The 25,905-nt window shown below is 58.7% G+C and carries 19 protein-coding genes and 1 tRNA gene; 6 read left to right on the plus strand and 14 right to left on the minus strand.

Translation table 11 applies throughout. The features are described from left to right. Nucleotides 1–32: 32 nt before the first annotated feature. Nucleotides 33–3,602, plus strand: coding sequence for an AAA-like domain-containing protein (locus tag HZC36_04415; protein MBI5706215.1), 3,570 nt, complete (start codon nucleotides 33–35; stop codon nucleotides 3,600–3,602). Here HZC36_04415 and HZC36_04420 read toward each other — a convergent pair. Beyond that, nucleotides 3,579–5,342, minus strand: coding sequence for an AAA-like domain-containing protein (locus HZC36_04420; GenBank protein ID MBI5706216.1), 1,764 nt, complete (start codon nucleotides 5,340–5,342; stop codon nucleotides 3,579–3,581). The two genes, HZC36_04415 and HZC36_04420, sit on opposite strands and share 24 nt — an antisense overlap. A gap of 753 nt (nucleotides 5,343–6,095) precedes the next feature. Then, complete coding sequence (locus HZC36_04425) at nucleotides 6,096–6,296, minus strand: hypothetical protein (GenBank protein MBI5706217.1); 201 nt, start codon at nucleotides 6,294–6,296, stop codon at nucleotides 6,096–6,098. A 45-nt stretch (nucleotides 6,297–6,341) separates the two neighbouring features. Between HZC36_04425 and HZC36_04430 the strand changes: the two genes are divergently transcribed. The 4 genes from HZC36_04430 to HZC36_04445 all read left to right on the plus strand — a co-directional run bounded on the left by HZC36_04430 (nucleotide 6,342) and on the right by HZC36_04445 (nucleotide 12,426). Then, nucleotides 6,342–9,050: a hypothetical protein gene (locus tag HZC36_04430; GenBank protein ID MBI5706218.1), complete on the plus strand. Its 2,709-nt coding sequence runs from the start codon at nucleotides 6,342–6,344 to the stop codon at nucleotides 9,048–9,050. Between the two features lie 39 nt (nucleotides 9,051–9,089). Further along, nucleotides 9,090–11,057 (plus strand): hypothetical protein, encoded by a 1,968-nt coding sequence (locus tag HZC36_04435; GenBank protein ID MBI5706219.1) that lies wholly within the window; start codon nucleotides 9,090–9,092, stop codon nucleotides 11,055–11,057. 6 nt (nucleotides 11,058–11,063) lie between these two features. Beyond that, nucleotides 11,064–12,056 carry a hypothetical protein gene (locus tag HZC36_04440; GenBank protein MBI5706220.1) on the plus strand — a complete coding sequence of 331 codons (993 nt, stop codon included), beginning with the start codon at nucleotides 11,064–11,066 and terminating at the stop codon, nucleotides 12,054–12,056. Between the two features lie 163 nt (nucleotides 12,057–12,219). Beyond that, the gene (locus tag HZC36_04445) at nucleotides 12,220–12,426 is read left to right on the plus strand and encodes a helix-turn-helix domain-containing protein (GenBank protein MBI5706221.1); all 207 of its coding nucleotides are present in this window, start codon (nucleotides 12,220–12,222) and stop codon (nucleotides 12,424–12,426) included. An 85-nt stretch (nucleotides 12,427–12,511) separates the two neighbouring features. Here the strand turns inward: HZC36_04445 and HZC36_04450 are convergent. Continuing rightward, nucleotides 12,512–12,586, minus strand: a tRNA-Thr gene (locus HZC36_04450). A 279-nt stretch (nucleotides 12,587–12,865) separates the two neighbouring features. Between HZC36_04450 and HZC36_04455 the strand changes: the two genes are divergently transcribed. Further along, nucleotides 12,866–14,842 (plus strand): carbohydrate binding family 9 domain-containing protein, encoded by a 1,977-nt coding sequence (locus tag HZC36_04455; protein ID MBI5706222.1) that lies wholly within the window; start codon nucleotides 12,866–12,868, stop codon nucleotides 14,840–14,842. Between the two features lie 67 nt (nucleotides 14,843–14,909). On the opposite strand, the gene HZC36_04460 is transcribed toward HZC36_04455, so the two are convergent. The 11 genes from HZC36_04460 to HZC36_04510 all read right to left on the minus strand — a co-directional run bounded on the left by HZC36_04460 (nucleotide 14,910) and on the right by HZC36_04510 (nucleotide 25,824). Continuing rightward, a complete protein-coding gene (locus HZC36_04460; protein MBI5706223.1) occupies nucleotides 14,910–15,653 on the minus strand; it encodes a hypothetical protein in 744 nt (247 codons plus the stop codon). A gap of 203 nt (nucleotides 15,654–15,856) precedes the next feature. Then, nucleotides 15,857–18,445 (minus strand): hypothetical protein, encoded by a 2,589-nt coding sequence (locus tag HZC36_04465; GenBank protein ID MBI5706224.1) that lies wholly within the window; start codon nucleotides 18,443–18,445, stop codon nucleotides 15,857–15,859. Beyond that, nucleotides 18,435–19,076 (minus strand): hypothetical protein, encoded by a 642-nt coding sequence (locus tag HZC36_04470; GenBank protein MBI5706225.1) that lies wholly within the window; start codon nucleotides 19,074–19,076, stop codon nucleotides 18,435–18,437. The genes HZC36_04465 and HZC36_04470 overlap by 11 nt, the downstream gene beginning before the upstream one ends. 88 nt (nucleotides 19,077–19,164) lie before the next feature. Next, entirely contained in the window at nucleotides 19,165–19,782 is a 618-nt protein-coding gene (gene pilO / locus HZC36_04475) for a type 4a pilus biogenesis protein PilO (GenBank protein MBI5706226.1), read from the minus strand. Then, complete coding sequence (locus tag HZC36_04480) at nucleotides 19,779–21,077, minus strand: PilN domain-containing protein (protein MBI5706227.1); 1,299 nt, start codon at nucleotides 21,075–21,077, stop codon at nucleotides 19,779–19,781. Before HZC36_04480 ends, pilO begins: the two co-directional genes overlap by 4 nt. Further along, entirely contained in the window at nucleotides 21,074–22,315 is a 1,242-nt protein-coding gene (locus tag HZC36_04485) for a general secretion pathway protein GspK (protein ID MBI5706228.1), read from the minus strand. Before HZC36_04485 ends, HZC36_04480 begins: the two co-directional genes overlap by 4 nt. Then, the gene (locus tag HZC36_04490; protein ID MBI5706229.1) at nucleotides 22,312–23,091 is read right to left on the minus strand and encodes a prepilin-type N-terminal cleavage/methylation domain-containing protein; all 780 of its coding nucleotides are present in this window, start codon (nucleotides 23,089–23,091) and stop codon (nucleotides 22,312–22,314) included. Before HZC36_04490 ends, HZC36_04485 begins: the two co-directional genes overlap by 4 nt. Continuing rightward, nucleotides 23,088–23,465: a hypothetical protein gene (locus HZC36_04495; GenBank protein ID MBI5706230.1), complete on the minus strand. Its 378-nt coding sequence runs from the start codon at nucleotides 23,463–23,465 to the stop codon at nucleotides 23,088–23,090. Before HZC36_04495 ends, HZC36_04490 begins: the two co-directional genes overlap by 4 nt. Before the next feature lie 32 nt (nucleotides 23,466–23,497). Beyond that, a complete protein-coding gene (locus HZC36_04500; GenBank protein MBI5706231.1) occupies nucleotides 23,498–24,094 on the minus strand; it encodes a hypothetical protein in 597 nt (198 codons plus the stop codon). Continuing rightward, the gene (gene gspG, locus HZC36_04505) at nucleotides 24,081–24,512 is read right to left on the minus strand and encodes a type II secretion system major pseudopilin GspG (protein MBI5706232.1); all 432 of its coding nucleotides are present in this window, start codon (nucleotides 24,510–24,512) and stop codon (nucleotides 24,081–24,083) included. Before gspG ends, HZC36_04500 begins: the two co-directional genes overlap by 14 nt. 103 nt (nucleotides 24,513–24,615) lie before the next feature. Next, entirely contained in the window at nucleotides 24,616–25,824 is a 1,209-nt protein-coding gene (locus HZC36_04510) for a type II secretion system F family protein (protein ID MBI5706233.1), read from the minus strand. Between the last annotated feature and the right edge of the window lie 81 nt (nucleotides 25,825–25,905).

The following is a 25,905-nucleotide window of genomic DNA, read 5'->3' on the forward strand; positions in this document are numbered from 1 at the left end:
TCGTCACGGTTGCTCTAGTAACATGACCTCAGATGGATCAGGAGGGACCTTACTTTCGGCCCGGTGGCACGCTAGATCCAGCTTCGCCAAGCTACATCGAGCGGGCAGCAGACCGCCAGTTGCTGTCGGCGCTACTAGCGCACGAGTACGTCTACCTCCTCGACTCACGCCAAAAGGGAAAGTCGTCGCTGGTTGCAAGGACGATCGAGAAGCTGCAGGAAGCAGGCGTGACGACCATCAAGCTCGATCTCCAGCGGATTGGCGCGAACGTCACACCTGACCAGTGGTATGCAGGCATCCTGGTCAGCGTGGGACAACAGCTGGGAAACTCGAAAGAACTCTTTGATTACTGGCAAGCGCACCAAATGGTCGGACCCCTTGCGCGATTCATCGGTACTCTCCACGAGGTCTTGTTAGCGAATACAAGCGGCCCAATTGTCTTCTTTATCGACGAAATTGACTTTGTGCGCGCATTGCCCTTTTCGACCGACGAGTTTTTTGCTGGCATCCGCGACTGCTACAACCGTCGTTCGGAATCCGAATCCTTCCAACGATTGACTTTCTGTCTGGTCGGCGTCGCAACACCCGGTCAACTCATCCGCAATCCGGAAGTAACCCCCTTTAACGTAGGGCAACGCATTGAACTCTCGGACTTTGGGCTCGAGGAAATCCGCAGCTATGGGGCAGAGCTCGAGACTCCGGAGAGGGATGGTGCCCAGCTCATCGCGAGGGTCCATTATTGGCTGAACGGGCACCCTTACCTCACTCAGGTCCTCTGCAGCCACATCGCGGCAGACAAGTCAATCCGGTCCCCTGGAGCAGTAGACCGTTTGGTGCGAGCAGTCTTCTTATCACCCGAATCAAGGCAGAGTGAGCCCAATTTCGCCGATGTGGAGCGACGAATTCTCGAGCCGAACCTGCCAGACCTTGCTCCTGATGAAAGTCGTGCACAGGTGCTTGATCTGTACGGCAAACTCCTACGAAACAAAAGCGTTGAGAAGTCGGCAGAGAACCCAATCGTGGCCACTCTGCGACTCGCTGGAGTTGGTCTTGAAGATAGACACACACTGGTTGTACGAAATCGGCTCTATCGAATCGTCTTCAACGAGAAGTGGCGGCGTCAAAGCCTGCCAGACGCCGAATCACGACGTGTTCGAGGTGCGGCGAGGCTTGCGGTTTTACGGACCGCCTTGGTCGCTGGGGCAATCGTGATCGGCACATCAAGTGTTGCTGTCGCGATGTGGAGGCTATCGCGCGACAAGTCAAGGGCGAACATTGCCCTGAGTCAGCAAAGCAGGGAACTTGAGCGGGCTGCCGGAGAAAGAGAACAAGCCCTTAAGGACCTCAAACTCAGGAACACCGAGCTTACGGAGATATCAGACGAGCGCCAGCGTGCCTTGAGCAGGCTGGAAACTCAAACCCGTGAACTGCTGCGTCTCTCGCAAGAGAAGGAAGAGGCGCTTGTAAGCCTCCGGAAGAAGACTGAGGACCTGACCTATTCCGACTATATCGGGAAGATCGCCGCTGCCGAAAGTGAACTCCAGATCAATCGGTGGACCGAGCTTCCAAGCATCATTAAGGAAACCGAGAACAACCCGAATCGTGGTTGGGAATGGGGGCATTTCGCGCTAGCGGTGCACTACGGTACGCGGGAAGACGCATTCACCAAGTGGAGCGTCATCGAGTCCCGGGCCAATGGAGACCCTTCGGTCGTCACGCAAGTCGGCGTCTATGAAATCCGGTCTGGCCGATACGTTCGAACTCTCTCTTTCCCTATCAGCCGTCCAGTAACACCACAGTTCCGCAGTGGCAACTATCGCGTGATGTGCGTCGAATCGACGCGGGGCAGCGCCATTTTTGATGCGAAGACCAACAAACAACTGACAAAGGATCGAGCTTATTCTACGATCTTCGACTTGGAACCTCGTCGACGACTCTATCTCATCTCTGAGCCGGAGACGAGTGACGCTGTTCAGCTTCGTACGATTGACGGGGACAAGCTGATTTGCGCCTATGCTGGACCCGTAGAGGCGCGAGCAGCCCGGATCCTTCCCGACGGCTCCATCATCGGGATTTTCGCGACCGAAAAGGACAACGTCGGCGAAGTTCGACATTGGGATCGTGCCGGCAAACTCCTGGATTCAGCTCCTTCCGATCAGCAATGGGCGAACTACGGGAATGGCCTAACGGTGAGCTCCGACGGCAAGATGTACGCAGCCTGGGGACACAACGTCAAGGTCGAAATACGAGCAGTTCAGGGGCACCGTAGGATTTGCGCTCTGCCTGACTTTCAGCGCACCGTAACGGACCTGCGGTTCTCTGATGATGGCAGGAGAGTCTTGGTGGGATGTGAAGACGGGATCGTGTACCTGTTTGAGGTTGAGACCGGAAAGATAGTGTCACGATTGTACGGAAGCCACGCGGCGATCAGGAGTATTGCCTTTCTGAACTCAGGCACGGGATATGCGGCACTGGACGGCAGAGGATTCCTAAGAACCTGGAATGCCGTTCCGGAAGAAGGAACCAAGTCCTACTTGGAACCTGGAACACGTGCGACGCAGGCCACTGTCGATGCAAAAGGGAGGGCGCTGTTGACGGTTCTCGACGATCGTAGGTTGGCCACCAGGGATCTCTTGACCGGCGACTCAAAGGTGGTGCCGATCGCCAACCCAGAGCAGGTTGCCGTGATATCGCTGGCCCAAGGCTGCGACCAGTACTTCCTTGCTCGGAACAACGGAACCATCGAGCGGGTCTCTGGACTCACTCTAAAGCAGGCCGCTCGGAACCGGATCTTCTCTTCAAAGCCGACACGCATCGATTTCTTGCGCGGGGCAAAGCGGCTATTCGTCGCCACAGAGGATCGCAGGTTTGCGCTTCTGGATTCGACGTCACTCAGTTTGGTCGCCCGCATTGAACCACGAGCGATCCACAAACCAGAGGACTCGAACGGCGTCGACCTCAATGACACGTTCGCCTTCGACCAGGAAACCCCACAGTTCGCAACCTATGTCGCGACCGTCGGGAAGGTCCAGATCTACTCCTCTCAAACCGGAAAGCTCATCAACGAGTGGGATCCAGGTCGGCCAGTGTTGTGCATGACCTTTGTGAATGGCGGCAAGCAACTTGTGGCCTCCCTCGCTTCGGCCTGGTGGGTCAGAGACGGGCAAACCGTGATTTTCGACGTTCGAACTGGACGCCGCTCATTTGAATTCAAGCACCCAGCGCAGACCGTAAATCTCCTCGAATACGCTCCAAAGACAAGGCGCCTTGCAGGCAAGACAAGCGATCAAAGGGAAGGCGACCGGGTGGTTTACGTCTGGAATTTCGACACACGACGGCTGATTGGCGAGCTTTCCACCCCATTCTTCATCACAAAGCTATCCTTCTCGCCGGATGGCGATCGGATTCTTACTCATTCTGCAAACAACGCGACTCGCCTTTGGGACAGTGGCACGGGTCAAGAGTTGTTCAGGCTGCCCGTGAACGGCTTTGCGCAGTTTTCGGTTGATGGTCGACGCATCATTCAGTTGCAGCCCGACGGCGGAGTGCGAGTGTGGAACAGCCTGCCATGGCGGACCTCACAGAAGCGTGGTTCGAAGTAGCGTCTCGTATGCTGGAACTCGGAATTCCACGCGTCCATCTCTTGCCAGCGATACGAGGCCAGCCGACCAGAGTCGCAACCGAGTTGTCTTCGAAGCGAACTCCTCTCCTTGAAGTAGCCTTCTCACCTCGTCCTCGGTGTCCTTGTCTCGCGTTGCCTCGGCTAGGATTCTGTGGAGGTGGTCGCTAAAGGGTCCATCCTCCCAAGCTATGTTGCTGCGAAGCTCATCAATCGATCCACCTTGGTGCAGGAACGAAAACACCTTGCGAGCAAGATAAGGATGGCCCTTAGTGAGCTCAAAAACATAGGGTGAGAGATGGCTGACAGGTGCCCCGTACTTGGCGCCAAGTTCTCTGACCTCGTCTTCAGTGAAATCGCGCAAGCTGACCCTTGTTCCCACATTGAATGGCGATTGATTGATGTCTTTGATGAACAAGTGGGCCTCGTTGGCGTAGCTGATCAGTATTGACATTCGTTTCCAAGGTCCCTCGGGCTCCAGCAAGCGCCGGTTGTGCCAGCTCCTTACGAGGCCGAAGAAATCGTCAGCGTAGTCCGTCGCAAAAACGCGGTCCACTTCGTCCATGGCCCAGCACACGCGTCCATCCGTTTGACGCAGGCAATTGTCAATCTGCTGATCCAAGTTCGAGTTTGGCCCGACCCATTCGTTCCAAGAAGGATCATAGGTCAATCCCAGTTGAGTCGCAAACGAGTGGATAAGCGTTCGATAGAAGGCTGGAGCCCGGGCAATTTCCGTCTTGCCGAGCGTTTGAAAGTCTGTGACGACAACTTTCACGCCCCTCTCGCGGAGCCGTCCGGAAGATCTCGCAATAAGCGAGGTCTTGCCGACTTGGCGTGGACCAAAAACCAACACCACGGGCTCTCCCGCAGCCAGGGAGGCATTTGTGACTTGGTCTGCTCTTCGTTCCACATAGAACCGCGATTCCGCCGATAGGTGATCGACTGACTCGGGGCGCAATGTCTCGATACCAGTAGATGACGTGTAGAACTTATCCGGTCTAGTCATCCCTTGGGCCTCGATGGCCTCCAGCGAAGCAATCGATGGCGTCTGTCCGAAGTTGTCGTCCAGCATCTTCTCCAGAGCCTCATATTGCTTCAGGGCCATGGCCTGGTTATCAATAGCGGCATAGCTTCGGATAGAAGCTCGAAACACCTCCTCACGTTGGGGTGCCAAGACGATGGCCGCGTTAGCAATGCGGACGGCTTCGACGCCTTGTCCACTGCCAGCCAGACTCAAACACAAACTCTCAACAGTCTTGCAGAAGACTTCCTCAAGTTGACGGCGGTATGGATAGACCCAATCGGCTTCGATTGGCAAGAGGAGTGGCCCGCCATAGAGAGCAATCGCTTCTGTGGCGCGCAGGTTCTCGCTTTGATCCGGATGGCCACCTTCAAGTAACGACAGGAATCTCTCCACATCAGTTTCGAAAGCGCTCGTAGAGAGTATCGTCTTCGATAGCGCCGTGCTCATGTATGCTCCGCGCTCGACTCCGACTTCGATGGCATCTCTCACGTCGGCGATGGCTCTTCTCAAGCATTGAGCCTGACGGTCACCATCCGAGTCGGGCCAGAGCAGGTCTCGCAGAGTGGCGTTCGCGATCTCTCGTCCTTTGTTCAGAGCCAGCAAAGCCAGCAATGCGGCAGCCTTTCGCGAACGAAACGAGGCTTGCACTGCATCAGGCGATAACACTTCGAATCGCCCCAGCATTCGTATCTGCCACATGCCGATGCCTTTTACCCGATGCGTTCGGGTTTGATTGCCCGACCGGTCGACATCCGAGGTATCGAAGGCCCGACCATGAAGCCCCACCATGGAGAGAACCGGGTTCGTAGAGGCCAGGTTCGACACAGCAGCGAATGGGAGCTCTCACCTTAGCCAACCTCATCGCCATAGCTGTTGGTCGACGTTGCTCTGCCGCATCCTTTGGGGCAACAGTTTTTTTGCCAATCTTTCAACTCGCGCTCAATGAGGGGGAGAACAGAGTCCTACGTCAGGACCTCGTTGATCGCTGCTAGGTCTATCTTGCGTGGGCGGAACCCCTGAGTTCATCGACCTTCGGCCACGGTAGGTTCGTTTACACCGCCTAGGTGAATGGCGTCCAAAACCTTCTGGGCCCCCAAATGAACTCCACTCAGTCTCCAAACCGTGGCACCGTGGGCCTGAAACACCGATTCACGACGCATCCCATGCGCTTCGGCCCCCGGTTCTCGTTTGCGGGTCTGTGAACGGGCGTATCGGCGATTCTCACAAACCGGATTGAATGGGTCGTTTCACTTCCTGCTGCGTGACGGACTTCGTCACGTTTCCGTCACGCTCCCAATGTTAGGCTACGAAATGCAGATTCCAGGAACTCCCTGAATCCAAGCTGATCTGCTGATGACGCCTATGAGAAACACTGAATGCAGGAATGTCGAATCTAGAAGAACTGGCAGCAATAGGGCACGCGTCAGGCCAAGTCTCGTCTCGACATGGGTCTCAGTAGCCTTCATCTTCGCCGCCACTCCGACAAGCGCACTTCTTGTGGGCCACCAGCGCGCCATTGGAGGATCGGGTTCCCAGCTCCGTCCGCGCAATGACCAAGCTTCTCTTCGCCAGGCTCCCTTGTCCAAAGAGCGCCAACGGCTTGCACAACGAACCGCTGTTCTGCGCCTTGTCGGAGTTGACGATCTTAGTCAACTGGGCTCGTTGAACCTCGGAGCCCTTTCTCAAAGCGCTAGGGGGTTGACGACAATCCTGGCGGAGGGCGGGCTGGCAATCCCATCTGCAAGGTCTGGCGGCAAGGCGGCACCGTATGCTCGAGCGAAGCAGCGAGTCGGCACGGTTTGGCAGTCTCTTAGCGGGACCGGAACGTCGCTAGAGGTCATTACGCCCCAACAGCTTCAAACAAGGCTCGGGCAGTTCAAGCAATCCCAGCAAGGCAACACGGCTCAGGGTCTGACGATCGACCTGAACGCTGCCTATTGGGTTGCGCATGAGATAAACATCCCAGACAACTACACCGTCGTACTCAAGTACCCACATGAACGGCTGGTATTGATCGCAGACAAGATCACCTTTGGCCAAAACGTGCAGTTCACCTATGAACGAACGCCTGTGACACCGTTGGTCAAGCCCTCGCCAACCCCATCCGCACCAGGTGCTCAGATTGACGAAAATACACTTGAGAAGGGCGGCACCGGAAAGCCGGGCTTTGCTGGAGGCGCCGGCCAATCGGGCCTGCACACCCCCGACAAATTCAAGAATGATCCCGGACCCGAATATGAGTTCTGGACCCTTGATGCCGAAGGACCCAATCCAATCATCGACGCCGGCGGTGAGGATGGCCAAGACGGCGGCCCCGGAGGTGACGGTGGCCCGGGAGGCAAAGGCGGAAAGGGCCTTAACGCCAAGCGGCTCGCAAACAACGGATTCGACGGCGGAACAGGTGGAAAGGGAGGGCGCGCCGGCGACGGAGGGAACGGCGGCACCGGCGGTAACGGCGGCCGAGTTCGGATCTTTGCGCCACCATCCGAAATCCTCCAAATCGGTGGCAAGGGCTACACTTTCGAGGTTTCCGGAGGCAAAGGCGGTGCCGGTGGTCCCCAGGGCAGCGCGGGCGCCGGAGGCGAGGGGGGTGATGGTGGCGACGGCATTAGCGGTGTTACCAATAAGAGCCCAGGTCGAAAGGGTGCTGGCGGCCCGCAGGGCGACCCGGGCAATCCAGGTGCCGCTGGGCAGGCTGGCACGGTCGCGGGCACCGATGCGGTTCAGTTGATTCCAATCTCGCCAAATGACTATGCCGGAGAGCTCTGGAAGCCCCTCATCGGGCAAGTATCCGGCAGCAATCAGGTTTCGTACGAGGTCAGGAAGGGGGATCAGGTCACGCTTACTGGCAAGAACTTCGCTCCTGGGGACACCGTTTACATTCGATGCAACGGGCAGATGGCGCCTTGTCAGACGGTGTTCATCTCAGGGGGCAACAATCCGCTGGACGACAGTCTCCTCACTTTCATGGTCCCAGCTTCCGATGGGGCAAAGGCTCCGATCCAAGTTGTGCGTAACAGCGGCGTGAAATCTTCAACGGCAACACCGCTCTACGTGTTGCCGGTCTTGGACCCATCTCTTAACGGTCTACGCGCCAAACCCAACGACACGATTACGCTGACGGGCAGTGGTTTCACACCAACGATGTCTGTGTTCGCCTTTTGGGAAGGTCAATCCGCCGATGTTTCGCTAGACGAAAACAACGCCAATAGCCTAACGTATGTCAATGCCACCCAAGTCAAGTGGCGCGTGGTTAGGCCAGCAAACAAAGCTTGTGGCGACCAGGCAAGAGAGCCGGTCAAGCTTGAGGTGAGATCGATCCCAGAAAACAAACGAAGCAACCAGATTTCGGCAAACTATGACAACTATGTTATGCTGGTTGTCGGTGACTCGATGGCTTGGGGAACCGGCCTTGCCGACTCCCAAAAGCACCACTACTTGCTGGCAGAGCACATTAAGAACACCGTCCTCAGCCAAAACAACCCTGGCCGAATGCAACTCAGTCGTGTCGTGGTTGCTCACACAGGCGCCATCCTCGGTTGGGACAGTCAGCAAAGTCAGGAGCAGGCTGCAATCGATGGCGAGGTGCCGACGAAGTTCCCTTCGATCAAGAAGCAATTGTCTGATCACGAAGGCGAGCTCGCTCCGTACATCGACCTTGTCGTCATGTTCGCAGGAATCAATGACTTTGGAATGACCAACATCTTTAACCCAGGCACATCCTTCTCGACAATAGAGTCGAAGGCCGACCTGTACCTTGGAACTCACCTTACCGCATGCCTCAAGCTTGCACTCCAGAAGATGCCTACCTCCAAAATCGTGGTCTGTGCCTATCATCGGCCGGTAAGTGTGGATACGGATTGGGGAAAGCTGAAGCAGTTTGAACTCCTCGACTGGTACCTGCAGAAGGAGATGTGGAAGGGATTCGCCGGTGGCGCACCTTATAACGACACGAATCGTGACACTGTGGTAAAGAACGCCGAAAAGTGGCACGAATACTCCTCGCAAAGGATCGCGCAAACGATATCCAGTGTCAACGTTGGCCTGGCATCGCCTCGCGCATTCTTTGCCAATCCTTACCCGGTCACTACCGCTGAGCAAGAGAAATACGTGAACAGCATTGCCATGTGGACGGGCAAGAATCGACACGTTTGGAGTCCAGAACCGTCGCTTCACAAGAAGTGTGGCCACAACCACAATAACTCTCTCAACTTCGCCCATGATCCAGATGAAATTGACCAAGTGATCTCCGCACGCATCGACGCGGTGAACACCCACTCTTTGAGAATCAACGAGGACACAGATGATGACCGTAAGCGGGTTGGCTACTCGAGCGCGTCTTGTCATCCTAACGCAAAGGGTGCTTACGACTACTTCGAAGCAATGCGAGTGGCTCTTGGTTTATAAGCCGCGGGATAAGCGGGCGTTTCCGATGGAAGGGCAACTATGAGTAAGCGAGTACGAAAGCATGCCTGTGTCGGAGCCTGGAGTCTTGCGGCACTGGCACTCGGCCAACAAAACATCAAACCCCTTCGGATGGAGGGAACAGATGCGGGAAAGCTCAATAACGAGGGCATCGAACTATCTCTTAAAGGCAAGTTTCGAGAGGCTGTCACCAAGATCGACCTGGCTAGTGTGAATGACCTAACTAGTCCGATCCCTTGGATCAACGGATCCTGGCTTCAGCTTGAGCTTGGAAGGCACGCGGCGGCGTTCACTGCTATCAGGCAAGCACAGCTGATGGGTGATGCTTCTCTTAGGAGGCTTACACTGGACATTGAGGTCGAAACCGCTCGGGGACAGCTTGACAAGGCATGGAGCGGCGTTCGCCAGGCGGAGTTTCAGAGGCCTGAAGAGCCCTATGTCCATATGGCAAGGGCCAAATGGGCTGACTCGGCTTCGCGGTCAAGAGTTGCTGAGAGATCTCGCTGGCAAGCCTATCGGTTTGGGCGCGAAGTTGTCGTCGATTCCAAGCCCTTCAGCACATCGGATCTGCAAGGGGACTTGGGTCCAAAGGGGGCAGGTGTAGTGGAAGGAAACGTGCAGTCCTTTGGAGGCTCGGGCGCGGTTGCGGCGAGCGGAAAGTGGGTCTCGGAGACGCTTGGCGGGCAGGTCGAAGCAAAGAACACGGCCGTCCAGGCGCAGCTATCGGCCGATGGCGCTTTGGGCACCCTTTATGGAAACTACCGGACGCTAGACAGTGAGCGTCCTGGGCCGCCGAACACCCTCTTCGTGTCAACCCCGGGGGCGGCGCTTCGCTACGAGGATTGGATGCTGGGATGGCAGCGGCGCTTTGGCGACTTTACGCTGAATCTCAACCGGCGCGAGGCCATAGCGGATCTGCGGCCCGCTGCGGGAAGTCTCTTCGTCCCCAACATCGAGCAGCGGCAATGGATGGCGGAGGGGCGTTGGGACCGCGGACCGTGGACCCTTGGCGGAGGAACAAGCGTGGTTGATCGCTGGTCTGTGTTGAGCCCCGCGATCGAGCCGTTCGAGGACGTGTTTCCCAAGGGAAGCACGAGAATCTCCCATGGCTATTTCGTCTATCGAGCAGACCTATCTCAACGAAGCCGCTTGATCCTCGGAGGAACGGTGGAGGAAATCGGGGGTCACACGCATGGACTGCTTTCGGGGGAGCTTGCCCTCAAGATTTCGGGTGAAAAGTACTTCAGGATTGGCACAAAGCCCACAATGAATCGAGCCGGGACTGTCCTCTACCCTGAAGATCTTCGTGCAAGACCTCTTGGCGATAACACGATCGACCGCGTTCTCAACTCTGCCCTAACGGTCAACCGCACGACGAGCGTCTTCTCGGCTTTTGAAAAGCAAGATGAGGTGTTCGCGAACTTGGATCTCATAGCTTCCGAAGGGAAGTCCCTTCGAATCGGTGGCTTCAGGAAGCAGTTTTCAAGCGGGTTGTTCATGACAGGTGACCCTCAGCAGCAAGCGTCGCTCGATCTGTTTCCAATGGCTCAAGGCCGTGTGCAAGGTGTCGAAGCGACATACGCTCACACGGTGTCCTCCAAAGTTGAGTTGGGTGCCTATTTTGTTGCGCAAGAGAGTGAGGGAACGATCGGGACTGGAGGTGGCGGATTCAGGACGCGATTGTCCAACACGTCAGATCGCCTGGGGGGAATCACCCTCGACTTCGCCGCCGGATCGACGTCAATCGCAGTGTTCTGGTCCTACATGGGACCTCAAACCCAATACTCTTATCGGTTGAATGAGGCCACCATGACCAAGGAACTGCACCTCGAAAGAGTCGGATCCTTATCGAGCGTTAACGTCGTCGTCAAGACTCCGCTCAAGCGAGGCAGCCTCGAGTTCGCCGCCCTAAATCTCACGGGCAGCTCCTTCTACAAGGGCTATGGCGCTTCCCCATACTTCGCTGTCGGATACTCCTCGAGGTTCTAGCCAGAAATGATCCTATTGCTGCCTGCTGCCGCCCTACTTCTTCAACAAGGAAGCGCGCCCGCCAAGCTGCCCGATTTCACTGGGCCGAAGAAGAGGGCTGTTGTCGCCAGCTTCAAGCTGGCCATCGACAAGTGGACCATTACAGCCACGGCGCCCTCCGGGGGGACAACCGACACACAGGTGACGATTACCCAGACCGATACTCTGGGCGCCGGCGTGGCGGACATGTTGGTGACGGAACTCATCGCGTCGAAGCGTTTCCTCGTCTATGAAAAGAAGGACGACGAAGACCTCGCTAAGGCCATTGGAGCACGGGGCGGAGCCGGAACAGAAAGTCAAGGAGAAGCGCCACAAGCCAAAGCGCTAGGTGCGCAAGTCCTCTTGAAAGGTTCAATTACCGAACTATCCTTCAGGAAGAAGCTCAGCAGCATTGCCATCCCGGACCTTGCAGATGTTGTGGGTGGCGCGGCGAATTTCGTGGCCACCGTGGGCATCGACCTGAAAGTCATCGACATCGAATCGGGCTTGATCCTCGATTCGGTTCAGGCAATCGGAAAGGTCGGCGCCAAGTCGAGCACCCTTGGCTTTAAGCTCGAAGGAATCGACTTCAAGCAAACGACCTTTGAGGACAGTCCGATCGCCAAGGCGATGAGGGCTGCTGTGCGTGATGGAGTCCAGAAGGTCTGTGCCAGGCTCGACCGTGTTCCGTGGGAGTCACGGGTTGCGCTCGTGTCCGAGACTGAAGAAGCGAAGCTGCTGTACCTTGCATTCGGATCGGAATCAAACATTCCGGTAGGCACCGTCTTGGAGGTGTTCCGTCCTGGCCGCCCCATCGTCGACCCTCAATCGGGCGAAGTGTTAGGCCAAGAAACTGCAAAAATCCTAGGCAAGTGCCGAGTGCAGACGCTGAACCCCAAGTTCTCCATTGCCGCCATCCTGGAAGGCTCCGACTTCCAAGCTGGAGATGCCGTGAGGCTCCCGCCCAAATCAGGAAGCTGAATGCTCTTCGATCAGCCAATCCTAACGGAAGGGGAAAACTGGTCGTTCACCGTGAAGTGGAGAGCTCGACGCCTCCTTAGGGGAGTTCAACGTGTGGGGCCACCTCGTCCGTCACATCTCAACCCTCTGCCGCTTGGGCCAGCAGGAGGCGGCTTCGTCGGCGGTGAGCTCCTCAGCTGTCGACGTCACTCCAGAAAACAAGCGCCTGCTGAGGATCAGGGAAGTGTCTGAGAGGATCGGCTTGAGCCGCACGGTTACCTACAAGTTGATCCATGGAGGGCAGATTTCGGCCACCCGCATTGGCCACCCTACGCGCTTCCCAGCCAAATCCTCGGAAGAGTGGATTAGGCCTCTGGAAGGCGTATCCTGAAGCACTCCGCACACTATACGCACACATCCCAGAAGCAACATCCCTCTGCACTGTGCGGAAAGTGGGTCATTTAGGTTCAAAAAACTGGAGCCGACGACCGGATTCGAACCGGTGACCTGCTGTTTACGAAACAGCTGCTCTACCACTGAGCTACGTCGGCTTTTTCTGGCCTAAACATATACGATGCGGATGACCCTCTTAAGTCTGCACCCCTGAGTTCACGTCCCGAGAAACCGCCATATTCATTTTGGCAGCTCTCAGGGACTTGCATAGGCCGCGGCGCCACTGAATCGATTGCCTGTGCGCCGGATGTCGCGGCACGGCAGGTAGCTCGATTCACAAGCTCGCAAATGGTACCCCAGAGCCATCTTCGGTTCAAGACCATGCTGGCGGCCGGAACTTGAAAAGTAGTATCCTTGCGTATACCTATCAGGTTCTTATGGGCGAGAGAGCTTTCCGCGTTGGGTGGCTGGGGCTGGCCGCGTCAATACTATCTTCCTTGGCGAGCGCGCAGGCGGCAAAGACGATGCCTGCCGTTCAGTTGGCCACGCCACCAACCATCGACGGAACGCTGAGTTCAGGGGAGTGGTCAAAGGCAGCCAGAGGAGATGGCTTCTGGGACCCCTTCAGCGGCAAACCCGCCGAAGACGCGACCGAGGTGTATGTCGGCTACGACAAGTCCGCGCTCTACATCGCGTTCTATTGTCACGATCGAAACCCAGAGCAGATCATCGCGCGCGAGATCAGGCCTGGCGCGAGCCTCGACGGCGAGGACTCGGTGGTGGTACGCATCGACCCGTTCTTCACTCGCCAGAGCGAGAGCGTCGACCGCTTCCTGGTGAATGCCATTGGGACTCGCTCGGAGGACATCTCGTCAGGGAGAGCCGCAAAGCGAGAATGGAGAGGGGAGTGGGATGCAAAAGTCGGCCGCGTAGCCGATGGCTGGACGGCCGAAATCAGAATCCCCTGGACCGTCCTAACGTATCCCTCCGACGCCTCGAAGATGTCGATCAACTTCGTTCGGTTCTATGGCAGGGGCCGCAACCGGGAAATCTGGAGCAACATGGGCCCCAACTTCCGGGGCGAGTATGAGGGCATTTGGGAAGGAGTTCAACCTCCTAAGCCTCCGGCACCGAAGCCGCTGTTTTTGGGCTACGCGCTCGGCCAGGCAGACAAGGATTCCAAGACCGTCAAGGGCGACATCGGCCTCGACATCAAGTATCAGCCGAGCCCGCAGATGACGATCATCGGGACCCTCAATCCGGATTTCAAAAACGTCGAACAGCAGGTCGAGCGCGCGCAGTTCACGCGATCCGAGCGGTATCTCGAAGACTCCAGACCGTTCTTCGCGGAGGGGTCCGGGCAATTCTATTTGTCCGAGCAGTATGGCGTCGGGCGGCTTTTCTATAGTCGGCGCATCCGCGACTTCGACGCCGGCGCCAAAGTCTACGGGAGGCTAAACCCCAAGATCAGCCTTTCCGCTCTGGCCACGACGGGAGTTGGCGGGGAGCAGAACGCCGTCTTCAACCTTAGGCACGTTCTGCCGAACGGTGGTGACGCCGGCATCTTTGGAACCGTCCACAAAGGCGGTGGCAGGGATGATACGGTGCTTGGAGGAAGCTTCAATCGGAGATTCGGCAACTACGAGTTGAACTTCGAATCGATGCGCGAGACCGATACTGAAGCGGGCGGTTCGGCGGGGTCCTATGGCATTGGCTACACGGTCCCGAAGTTCTTTCTCGGCTTGCGCAGGGTGACGATCACCGAGAACTTCGATCCAGCGCTAAGCTACATCCAGTTTGGCGACAAGAAAGGCAACTGGCTCTATACCGAGTACCGCTACTCGTGGAACGGCCAATGGCTGAAGGAAGTCGAGGTTTCCTTCTTCGCAGATGACTTCGACCGGTATTCAACCGGGAAGTCACTGATGAAAGGCTATGACTTCTTCGGCACGTTGACCACGAGGGATAAGAACCAGCTCGAGTTCTCCGTTGAGAACCGGTCCTATGAAGGAATCTCGGACAAAGTCAGCGGCCTCTACTTTGCGTTTGACCCCGAGAACCGGTTTCGCAATGCTTCGATAGGCCAAACCTGGGGCACACGTGGAGGCAAGGCCTATCGTTACTATTCGCTTGATGTCACGAGGCGCCTGGTCGGCAAACTTGACGCGGGTCTCTCGGTGGGCATCGAGGACTTTACGGAAGGGAGCCGGCAGTATATCGGGACAATCGGTTGGGAGTTCGATGCCAAGCGCGCGATCACTGGCCGTTGGGTCCAAACGGATGGAAAGTCGAACGGCTATGTCGCCTATCGAAGCAGCGGATTTGCAGGCAACGAGTGGTTCGTGATACTCGGCGACCCGAATGCTGCGAAATTCAAGCCTACGCTCACTCTGAAGTTTGTTTGGCCGTTCTAGCTTCCCAAATGCAAGAACTCCCTGCTTCTTGTGAAGCAGGGAGTTCAGAGAGTCTGTGGAGTTGGACTTAGCGTCCGCCGCCGCCCTGTGGGGGATCGGCCTTGAACTCCTTGCCACCCATTTCCTTCAGCTTGGCCGCTTGCTCAGGGGTGAGCAGCTTCCCAAACTCGGTGTTTAGGGCTTCATTGTTCTTTTGCATCGCCGCCATCATCTCTTCGCGGCCCAGGCCCTCTTGCCGAAGCGACATATTCGCCTCGCGCTGCTTTTGCTGCAGGTCGGCGATCTTGGTCTTCTGGGCCTCCGTGACGCCGAGGTCCTTGGCGACGTCCGCGTGGGTGATCGCGCCGTTCTTGGCGAGCTGGATACGAATCTCCTTGAGGCGCTTCATTTGGTTCGCATCGAGGATCTTGCCGAGCTTGTCAAGGATTTCGGCGTTGCGTTTGGCCATGGCTTCGCGCATGGCTGCCTGGTCGAAGTTGCCCTGGCCGCCACCGCCGCCAACGCCTCCTCCTCCTCCGCCACCGCCACGGTTACCGCCGCCGCCAGCGCCAAATCCGCCTCCGCGCATCTCCTGCTGCAGAGCTGTAATCTTGTCTTTCTGCTCAGCCGTTACTGCGACGTCGCGTTGTACGTCCGCACGTCCGAGAAGCTGCAATCCCGTCTGATCGTTTCCTCCACCAAAGCCCCTCTGCCCAAAACCGCCCCCGCGGCCTTGGCCGCCTCCGCCCCCGCCTTGGGCGGCTGCGAACGCCGCGCAGGCCACAACGGCGATTGCCGCAACGAGCTTGGTCGTTACCATGATCCTGTTCATATGGTGTTTTCTCCTCCGGCCTCGCCATGCCGCCCGATTCGCCACTTGTGCAAACGCGACAGGCAGTTGCCTAGCAAAAGGACTTGACGAACCGTTCTTGGACCCGTTCAGCAAACTTCAGCCAATTTCGACAAGTCGGCCGAAAAAGAACGGGGCCTTCCGATAGGGAAGACCCCGCCCCAGCAAGGCTCTGCACCGTGAAACTAGCCTCCGGAGCCGTTTCCGCCGCCACCGGTCTGCTTGTTTTCGGTGGGTGGGGGCACGTGCTTTTTCACCTGGCCCATCGTAGGCGCAGAAAGCTGCTTTTCATGCTCTTCTCGAAGCTTGCGGGCCTCGTTCTCGTCTCGCACCACGCGCGGGCTCAGGAAGACCATGAGTTCGGTCTTGGTGTTTTCCTTGCTCGTGCTCTTGAAGAGTTCGCCAAGGATCGGAATCTGGCCGATCAGCGGGACCCGTTTGACGGTCGACTTGACCGTGTTGCGGATGATTCCGCCGAGGATCACCGTCTCACCATCCTTAACCGAAACCGTCGTGTCCGCCTCGCGGGTATTGATGATCGGCGCATTGAAGGACGTGAAGCCCTGGAGGTCGTTGGCCGTCTGCGTGATGTCCATCGTTACGTAGCCATTGCTTGTAATGCGCGGAGTCACCGTCAGTACAATTCCGACGTCTTGGAACGCGTAGGTGAAGGTCAGGTTCCCGTTCTGGTCTTCGCGCGTGCTGAGGACGTAGGGGACCCGCTGGCTGATGTTGATCGTGGCTTCCGAGTTGTTGCTCGTGAAGATGCGCGGCGTGGACAGCACCTGAAACTTGTCGTCGGTCTGAATGGCGTTCAGGAAAGCGGTCAGCGCTCCCCCGGAAAGCGTGTAGCGGAATCCCTCGGCGGGCACGGTCTGGTTTTGGAGCGAGAAATTGGTGTTGCCGTTGCCCTGGGTGCCGGGGGTGCCGAAGGGCCGTGTCTGCGAGTAGCTCCATTCGACGCCAAACTTCTGCGAGGCATCGATGTTGGCCTCGACGATGATGGTCTGAATCAAGACCTGTTCCGGGATGCGATCAAGCGAGGCCAGGATTTGCCGGATGAGGTCCATGTTTTCCGGCGAGGCTACGATGATCAGGCTGTTGGTGTTCTGGTCGGGGATAACGGAGATTTGGCCGGCGAGGTCGCGAGCGTTCACGATCCGGCCCTGGGCATCTCGAATCTGCTGGACGGCGGCCGAACCCTGCGTGTTGCGGTTTTGCTGTTGTCCACCACCGCCGCCGAAGATCTGGAAGCCGCCCTGAGCGACGTTGATGGCGGTCATCAGCTCGCCGTAGTTGGCTTCCGAATCTTCAAGCGCGAGGTCCAGCTCGGCGTTGGGGTTCGCCGGGTCATAGGAGGCGGAGGGCTCAGGCTCCCCGCCTCCAAGACCGCCACCAGTACCGTTGTTACGGTTCTGGTTGTTGCGATTCTGATTGTTCCTGTTCTGCGTGTTGGTGCGGTTCTGGTTGTTCTGGCCCATGCGCTGGCCGTTGACCTGACGCTGACCGAACGCTTGTCCCATGATCGTCGCGACGTCCTGGGCGCGCGCATTCTCGAGCGAGAACACCTGGACCATCGGCTCAAACTTGACTTCCACGTCGAGCTGTTTGATGACTTGATCCACCAGCTTGTGGTTTTCTTCGGTGCACGTCACCACGAGGGTGTTCGTGCGGTCGTCGCTGACAACGGAACCGAACGCGGCGTTCGCGTTGCCACCCATGCGGAAGGCTTGTTGAATGCGCTGCTCGAACGGCACGTTCTGGTTGCCGGCGGAGCCCCGGCCCTTGGGCGCGTTGGAGATCAGCACGTTCTGGACTGCAGGAAGCACGTCGTCCGCGATGGAGTACTGGAGCTTGTACACCTTGGGAGTCTGCGGCGTGTCGGTCTCCTTGTCGATCTGCTTAATCAGGCCCTCGACCTGGCTCTGCATGTTGCGCGGGGCGTTGACGATGACGGTGTTGCTATAGTCGTCGGAGGACGCTCGAACTGAAGCGGTGCTGGCCCTGCCAAAGTTCATGCCGCCAAAGCCTCCGCCTCCGAAGCCTCCACGGCCGCCAAAGCCGCCGGTATTGCCGCCGAATCCGCCTCGGCCCTGGTTGTTGCCGCCGAAACCTCCGCGTCCGCCGGTGTTGCCGCCAAAACCGCCTGGCTGTCGGCCGCCCATCGTGGGCATCGAGCCCATGTTGATGCCGCCGCCCATTGAGCCCATGGTCATCATGTTGATCATGTCTTGGATGGGGTCGCCAAACGCGAAGACCTCATTGACGACGCGGGCGATCTGCGAGGCCGCAGCGTACTTGATGGGATAGACCTTGAGGTCGTTCCTCGAGTTCTCCATCATGTCCTGCATGGCCTTCATTGCGTTCGCGTCAAGTACGCCGCCACCCTGGCCGCGATCGCCGCGGTTCTGCTTATTGCGGACAACCATCAGATTGCCTTCCTTCCTCAGCTCGAAGTTCCTCAGGCTGAGGGTGGTGTTCAGAATCTGAAAGGCGTCGTCGAGCGAGATCGGCGAGGCGCTGGTGAGCGTGAAGGCGCCCGTCAAAGCCGGGTCCTTGATGATCGTGATGCCTGAAGCCCGGGTAAACGTTGCCAGCACGGCGTCCACGCTGGCGTTGCGGAAGTCCAGCTTGATCCGAGTTTTCGGATTCAGCTTGAACTGCTTCCAGGCGGATTCGGACCCGCCTCCCACGTCGTTGCCCCACGTGAACTGCGCGCCCGCGATCACGGGGATCAGGGCGATGATGATGAGAATGCCAAGCTTAATTCGCATTGGTTGGCTCCTGAGTGCTGCGTGATTGCGCCGAAGCGCCAGTCCCTTCCGGCCGGATGGCGACGCCGCGGCCAATAGGTCCGCTAAGCGCCGGATTCACCGGCTGATTTCCTCCGGCGCCCCCGGCCGACGCCATTTGCTGAAATTCGTCGATGAGCCGAAGCTCTACGCGGCGCCCGGTGCGCCCGATGAGGGTGATCTTGCCTTCCTCGATTTGATGAACGGTACAGTTCTTCCAACGTTGGCCCAAGGGCACGAATTCGCTCTCGAACGAGACTTTGTTCTCAAGGAGCGCGCTGGCGTGGCCATCGATCTCAGAAGTGCCCGTGAAGACCCAGTTGGGGTCGCCGGCTGCAAAGTCTACGGGAACCACGTCGGGACCCATCAGGTCTTGGCTTCCAGACCGGGCCACGAGCGGAGTGAAGGAGTCCTTTACGCCCTTGTCCAAGCGCGCAAAGTGCGCGCTGTAGTCTTCTTTGGTGAAGAGCTCCGCTTTCTGCTTCTTGCTCACCCGGTTCAACGGCTTAAGGTTGGAACCGCTCTTCTTGCCGGGCCCACCCATGGTGGTATAGGCGGACACTCCGGCCGCGAGCACCAACATGTAGAGGACGGGGCGACTGACTTTAGCCATGGGATTCCTGAAGGGTAGAAACGTGTTCTCTAGTCAATTGTTTACTGTTCTTTAGTTCAGATCAGCGCGAATGGGACCCTTTTCCCGGTCATAGGTCCGTGGGCCGTACGGAAGTCTCCGTTTTTGGCCCGTTCGTCGGCGCTTTCCGGTCGGGAACGGCCGGGTCCTTCTTTGCCGCATTCTTGGTCTCGATCTTCTGGAAAGCGATTAACCCCAGGCTGGCGGCCACGTGGTTGGTTTTTCCGTCCGATGCCGAGATCTGCACCAGCCTTACGGCCAATCGGTTGGCGGGAGTTTCCAGGTCCTGCAGGAACTTTGCGACGTCCGTGAACGAGCCTTCGAGGCTGACCGAAAAAGGCAGCCTTCGCAGGCCCGAATCCTCCGTGCTTTTCTGCGGGCGAAAGGCCCCCAGGCCCACTTCGTGGCTCTTGGCGATCCGCGTCACCATGGCCATCGCCTCGGCCTCCGCCCTCTTAGCGTCCCCCGGCCAGAAGTACTTTGCCGAGAGCTCCTCATCCTTTACGGCCTGGGCCCTCGCTTTCTTGATGTCGGAACGCGTGTTGGCAAGCTCGATTTTCTTTCGTGTCGAGGTCTTCTTGGGCCTGGGCGAGGGATAGAACTGGGCAAAGGCCAGCGAGCCGATCATGACGGCAACGGAGGCCCAAAGGACTGCGTTCCAAGTGGAGAGCTGCGAGGGGTTCTTCATTTCTTTGCGGCCTTGCCCTCAACGATCGGCACGTTGCCGACGGGGAAGAGCTGAATGGAGAAGTTCACGATGGCGGCGTTCTCGATCTTGCCGTTGTTGGCAAAAGCGATCTTGACCTCACGGAAACGCGCCGCGCCGGTCTCCGGATCGCTCAAGGCAGTCAAGGCATCCAGGTATTCGACCACAGCCTCGTTCCGAACGGCGGACCCCCTGACAAAAGAAAGCTTGCCGCGATCGAAGGAAAAGCCCGTGATCCAAACGTCCTTCGGCACCGAGTTCGCCACGAGCCGAAGCACTTCGGATGGGTATTGGGCCGGTTCAAACGCCGACTTCAGGACTGCGGCGGTCTGTCCATGCTTGCGGCCCGACGAAATGGCCGCCGACTTTTCCAGGTTCAGCTTTTTGAGTTGCGTTGCATAAGCCGAGTCTGACTGCTGAACCCTTCGAACCTTGTTCATGCGCCCGGTCACCGCCACCGCGAGGCAAACCACCGCCGCCACCAGGGCCAGCATCGAAAGCCTGGACTTGCGGGCAGTCTGAGCTTGCGACTTGCGGGCCGCGATTTCGGGAAGCTCAAGGTGTACGCCCACCTTCGTGGCTCCACCGGCAGCCAGAAACCCGAGAGGGCTCGCGGCCAGAGAGCGGTCCGCGCCCTCAAGCAGAAGCCCATTGCACGCCACAATCGGTCCGCACTTGATCCCGGCGACGGTGAAGGTCCGGCAGACTTCGCCCTTGATCTCCTCGGGATCCGAAGTGTCGGGAATGACCCGGGTCGCGCGGAGTTCTCCACCAGAAACGATGTCGATGGCGATGCCTTCCTGGGTGCGCTCGACAATGGCGCAATCGGAAAGGCCCTCCGAAGCGGCGATCTGTGCCGAACCGAACGCGGTAGGCACGGCCAAGCTGTGGTGGAGCCCTACGTCGGCAAGCTCGGCGCGCGCCTTCTCCAGGATTTCGGTGGCACATGCGGCGACAATCGCGAGCCGGCCCTCGGCGGTCACATCCGAGGTCAGTCGAAAGGCAAACGTGAGATTTTTGCCCGCTAGGGGAAAAAGCTGGCCGATCTGGAGCCCGATCGCTCGCTGAACTTCGTCCGCCGAGGCGTTGGGAACCCTCAGCGGCCGAATGAACGCCGCTCGCCGAGAGAGAGCCAAGACCACCATTCCCGACTGGGGCAAGCCTGCAAGGGCTCCGACCGACTTCCCAGAGGTTACAGAGGACGCTCCGCCGGCGAAACGGGCGCCGAGTGGAGACCACTCGACGACGGGTTGTTGGAGGTAGGGGTTGCGGCTCATAAGGAGGTCCTAAGGTCGATATCGCTGACGGGTTCCAGGCTCCAATTCCAGAAGCTCCTTGGGTCGGCAAAGGCGGGCCGATTGCGCTGAATGAGGGCCACAGTGCCCTCGGCCACGGAGACCAGTGCCTCGATGGCGGTGCTCGTCCTGCCGGAGGGGCCGATGACGCGCACCAGAAAGGTCTGGGTCGTTGTCGTGAGGATGTCGGCGCATTGGGCGAGCAGTTGCATGGTCACCCCCGGCTGGCTTGCGAATTGGCCGAGGGAGGTGAGCCCCGTTTGTTGCGCCGAAAGCACACCTTGGGTCACGTCCGGCGTGAATCCGGGAATGGTGTTCAGCACCGCTTCGGAAGCCGTGTTGAGGTTGATCTTGCCGTCGCGTGTCGGGTTCGCACCGAACTGGAAGTTATCGAGGAGGATGGTTGCCGTGTTGACGTCGATGCCGGGCACGTTGAAGGCGTCTCCAAGCTTCTGGAACCCCCCACGAGCGTTTTGAATGGCAAGGGCTTGGCCCTGGGGAACGCCGAGCTGCACCAGCTGGACAGCCGTTGCCGTGGCGATGTCGGCTTTTGCGGCGCCGGCGCCGCCAAGTTCCGGCGCCGTGGAAAGCACCGTGACCAGCTGGGCCAGAACGGGCTGCAGCTCCTGCTGGGTGCCCGCCAGGTACTGCGTGTTCACTTGTTCGGTCGGCTGCCGGTAGAGCGTGGGACCCGTGAAACCCTTGATCAGGAGCAGCTCATCTACTGTCTGAAGGTTCGTAAGTGCGGCGTTATAGGGCTCGTAGAGCTGATTGTAGTACTCGTCTCGTCCGCCCTCGGGGCGCGAAGTGTCGTCGTTGGACCGCCAGTCCTGCAGGCTGTCGATCTGTTCGGTCGTGAGCGGCAGGCGGTAAAGCTGGTCTTCGGTGGCCGTATTGAGGTTGACCAGGGAGCAGGCATCGACGATCTCAATTCGGAAGCTGCCTCCATCCATCAGAAAGCGGTTGTTTCCGTATTGGCCGAGCTGCACCCAGGCGTCCTGGGGGGTCGTCGAGGCTGGGTTCTCCATAGGTATCGAGAGCTCGGCCAGCGCGCGCTGCAGCCCGGACTCCGCCAGCAGCTCGGCTCGAAGCTTCTCGACCCGGTTGGTCCGGGCTTTGATCTCCGCCGCTTCGGAGGCGGCAAACGAAGCCACGAGCGCCACCAGACCGGCAAGGATCGAAATGGTCAGGATCATCGCCGAGCCGCGCTGCCGGGTCATTGAGCGCCTCCCATCGTCGCCGCCGGATTCGTCGGGGTCACGTCGCTATGGGGAAGCCTGACCACGAAAGAGCGAACGACTCCGGTCTCTTCGGCCAGTTCGTAGTACACCCGGACCGCGGCCGGCAGCCTGGGAGGCTGCATCTGGCTGGAATCCCACTCCTGAACCCACGTCGTGCCGTCCCAGAACTCAAAGTTCAACCCAACCAGGGCGGCATCGGCTGTCTGCTCCCATCCGCCCTGGGTGGGGTCGCCGTCCGCGGGTCGCTGGGTCCTCAAGAAAGGTCCGGTCAAGTCGCCGGCGTCGCCGACGGGAGAGGCCTCGAATGCCACCTCCAGGACCCCGCCCTGGGGTCCATAGAGCTCATTTAAGGCAGCGAACTCGTCCTCGGCGGCATCGTAGGAGCTGGAATGGCCGACCCCGATAGACGTGAAGACAAGGGTGTCGGAAAGGTCCCCTAGGCCAGCAGTCCAGTTGCTCTCACCGGTTGCCTGAGCGATGAAGTAGGTCGCCGCGGTCGAGGCCGTGTTGGTGGTGCCGGAGCCGGTTTGCTGGGTTGACGCCTGGCCCAAATAGGCGCCTGCTAGGTACTCGCGAAGCTTGCTTTCGACCACTCGCGAACGATCTGCCTCCTCCATACGAGGGCGGACCTCGGTCTGGAACAGCACGGCAGCATTGAAGGAAGAGGTCGCCGCAATGCCCACGAGCAAGAGGATTCCCATCGAGATGATGAGCTCGAAGAGGGTCATGCCAGAGCGCCTGCTGCGTACGCTCATTGGCCGCCCCCCGCACCTGTCGTTTCGGTGGGTGCTTGGTAGATCAGCCCGGTGACCGTCGTGTCGAGCTTGGTGTCTCGCGTGTTGCTGACTGTTACGGTCATCGTCAGGAGGTTCTCCACACCGCTGGGCTCCACGCTGGCGGACCAAGTGTAGTCCGGTTCTCCTCGGTCTTCAAAGGTCCCGTTGAGGGGCGCTTGAGCGTAATCGCCCGTTCCGTAGATCTCGTCGTAGATGTCCGAAGCCATGCGCTGGATCTTTTCGCGTTCGCGAACGTCGACCTCGGTCCGTATCATCCTGCCGATCGCGGCAATCGAGGACGACACGCCGATGACGAGCAGCGCGGCAGCCGCCAGGGACTCAATGATCGTCACGCCTCGGCGGCGCCTGGAGCGAACTCCCAAGGTCAAGGAGTGCCTCCGTTCTGGCCCCGAATTTCAAGTTCACCGGCTTGCCACTTGTCTTCTTGTTCGATCTGAATCTGGCCGTCGGTGACCTTGGCCCTGCCCGTTTTGGGGTCAAATGTCGCGGAGAATGGCTGGTCCTCGCCGTCCCAGAACTCGATCGCGGCTTGATCGCAGGTCCCGTCGGCAAAGAAACGGACCGCCCACAGGTTGGAATCCACGGTCTCGCCCTGAATCTGGAAGTTGCGCTGGCTTACTCCCTCGGGAAGCTGGATCTGGTTCAGCCTGGAAACGGATTCCTCGCCTTCCGCGCCGACCTGGCTTTGACGAAGCTCCAGGCCGCTCTCCGAGGAGGAGATGGCGAGCGTCACGGTTGTGCCTGAGCTTACGGCTTGTTCGCGGCCGAGCAGTGCCAATCGCTTGACGTCGGCTTTGAATGCCCTGAGCTCCTCGCCTCGCTGGGCTGCCGCAATGCTCGCCACCGCAGTCATCGCACCGAGGACGACGATCACAATGATCGCACCCATTTCGATAAAGGTGAAGCCGCGCTGGCGACGCGCAAAGGCGGATCGGTGGGGCTGGGAGTTACCCAGTTCCATGCACGATGTCCTCGTTGTGTCCTTCACCGCCCTCGGCGTTGTCCGCGCCGTAGGACATCACAATGAAACCGTCGTCTCCGCTGGTGGAATACAGGTATTCGTTGCCCCAAGGATCGAGAGGGATATCCCCCTGAACATAGGGTCCTTTCCATCCGTTGACGTTGCCCGGGTCTGAAAGAAGGGCCTGGAGCCCCTCATCGCTGCCCGGATATTGGCCGGTGTCCATGCGATAGGTCTGGATCAGCTTGCTCATCGTGGCCAGATCGTCGGCGGCTTTGGCTCTCTTGGCATCGTCGATGCGCGCAAAATACTGCGGCACAATCATCGCTGCGAGAACAGCAAGGATCAAGATGACGACGAGAAGTTCAATAAGCGTAAAGCCTCTTCGCTTCCGAGTTGTTTGAGTTCGAGTTCTCATGAAGGGTTCACCGATCAGTTCCAATCTGCAATAACGAGTCTCAAGGCACAATGTTCGCATTTCTGAGGGGTTCCGAGGAATGGCAAGCGGGACCTTCGGCATGCTATTTGATCAGGCTCTGCGCCTGGAAGATGGGCAGCAGCACAGAGAGCACGACGAAGCCGACGATGGTTCCCATGACCACGACGATGACGGGCTCGAACATGGCGGTCAATCGCCTCATGCCCGTGTCCACTTCAAAGTCAAGGCTGTCTGCCACGCGGCCGAGCATCGTCGGCAGGTCGCCGGTCTCTTCGCCGATCGCCACCATGTGGGTCAATACCGGTGGAAAGGAACCGGCGTCCTTCATGGCCTGGTTGATCGCGCGGCCATCGCGAACGTCGTCGGCAACCGATTCCGAAGCCCGGACCATGGCCTTGTTTCCAGAAGCGAGCCCGGCCAGCCGCAGCGACTCCAGGATCGGCACACCACCGTAGAGCAGCGTTCCCAGGACCCGGGCAAAACGTGAGACCACGGCTTTCGCGATGACCTTGCCGGCGGAGGGCAGCTTCAGCAACAGGGTGTCGCGCTGAAGAGCTCCGGCTTCGGTGGCGATCCAGCCCCGATATCCAAGAATCGAACCCACGAGCACGCCCCCAATAAGGAGCACGTTCTGAGATAGGAAGTCGGTGGTCGCCAGCAGGATTTTGGTGGAAGTCGGCAGATTGGAGCCCAGGTCCTTGAAGACGCCCGAGAGCTTAGGGAGCACAAATCCAAACAAGAATCCGATGACGGCGACGGCGGTGAAGGTCAATACTGCGGGATAGATCATCGCCGAAACCACTTGGCTACGCCTTTCGACCTCGCGCTCCTGGAAGTCTGCAAGCCTGGATGCGACTTGTGGAAACTGGCCCGAGGCTTCACCGGCGCGCAACGTTTCTGTATACACCGGCTGGAAAAGCCTGGGATGCTTTGCAAGAGCGCTCGAGACTGGCAGGCCCCCACGGACATCTTCCAGGGCCTCCAGAGAGATCGTTGAGAGCTGGGGGCTCTCCGATTGCTCGGAAATCACCTGAAGCACGCGGTCGAGCGGCAAGCCTGCCCCTGAGAGGTCTGCCAAGCGCCGCGTGAACAGCGCGAGGTCCGATCGGCTTGCCTTGCCACGAACAGTGGCGATCGCCGACTGCTGAACAGCGGCCTCTTCTTTGATGTCGACGACATACCGGCCTTCAGAGGCCAGAAGCGCGATGGCCGCATCGCGGTCGGCCGCTTCGACGTGCCCGCTGCGCCTCTTTCCTGAAGGTTCGAGGGCCACATAGGCAAAGCTGCTCACCCTACAAACACCGCCCTACACAACCTCGCCCTCAAGTCTCGCCGCACACTGATCATCACGACTAGCTTTCTCTCCGCCGAG

The sequence above is a fragment of the Armatimonadota bacterium genome (assembly GCA_016223145.1).
In the GTDB taxonomy this organism is placed as follows: domain Bacteria; phylum Armatimonadota; class Fimbriimonadia; order Fimbriimonadales; family Fimbriimonadaceae; genus Nitrosymbiomonas.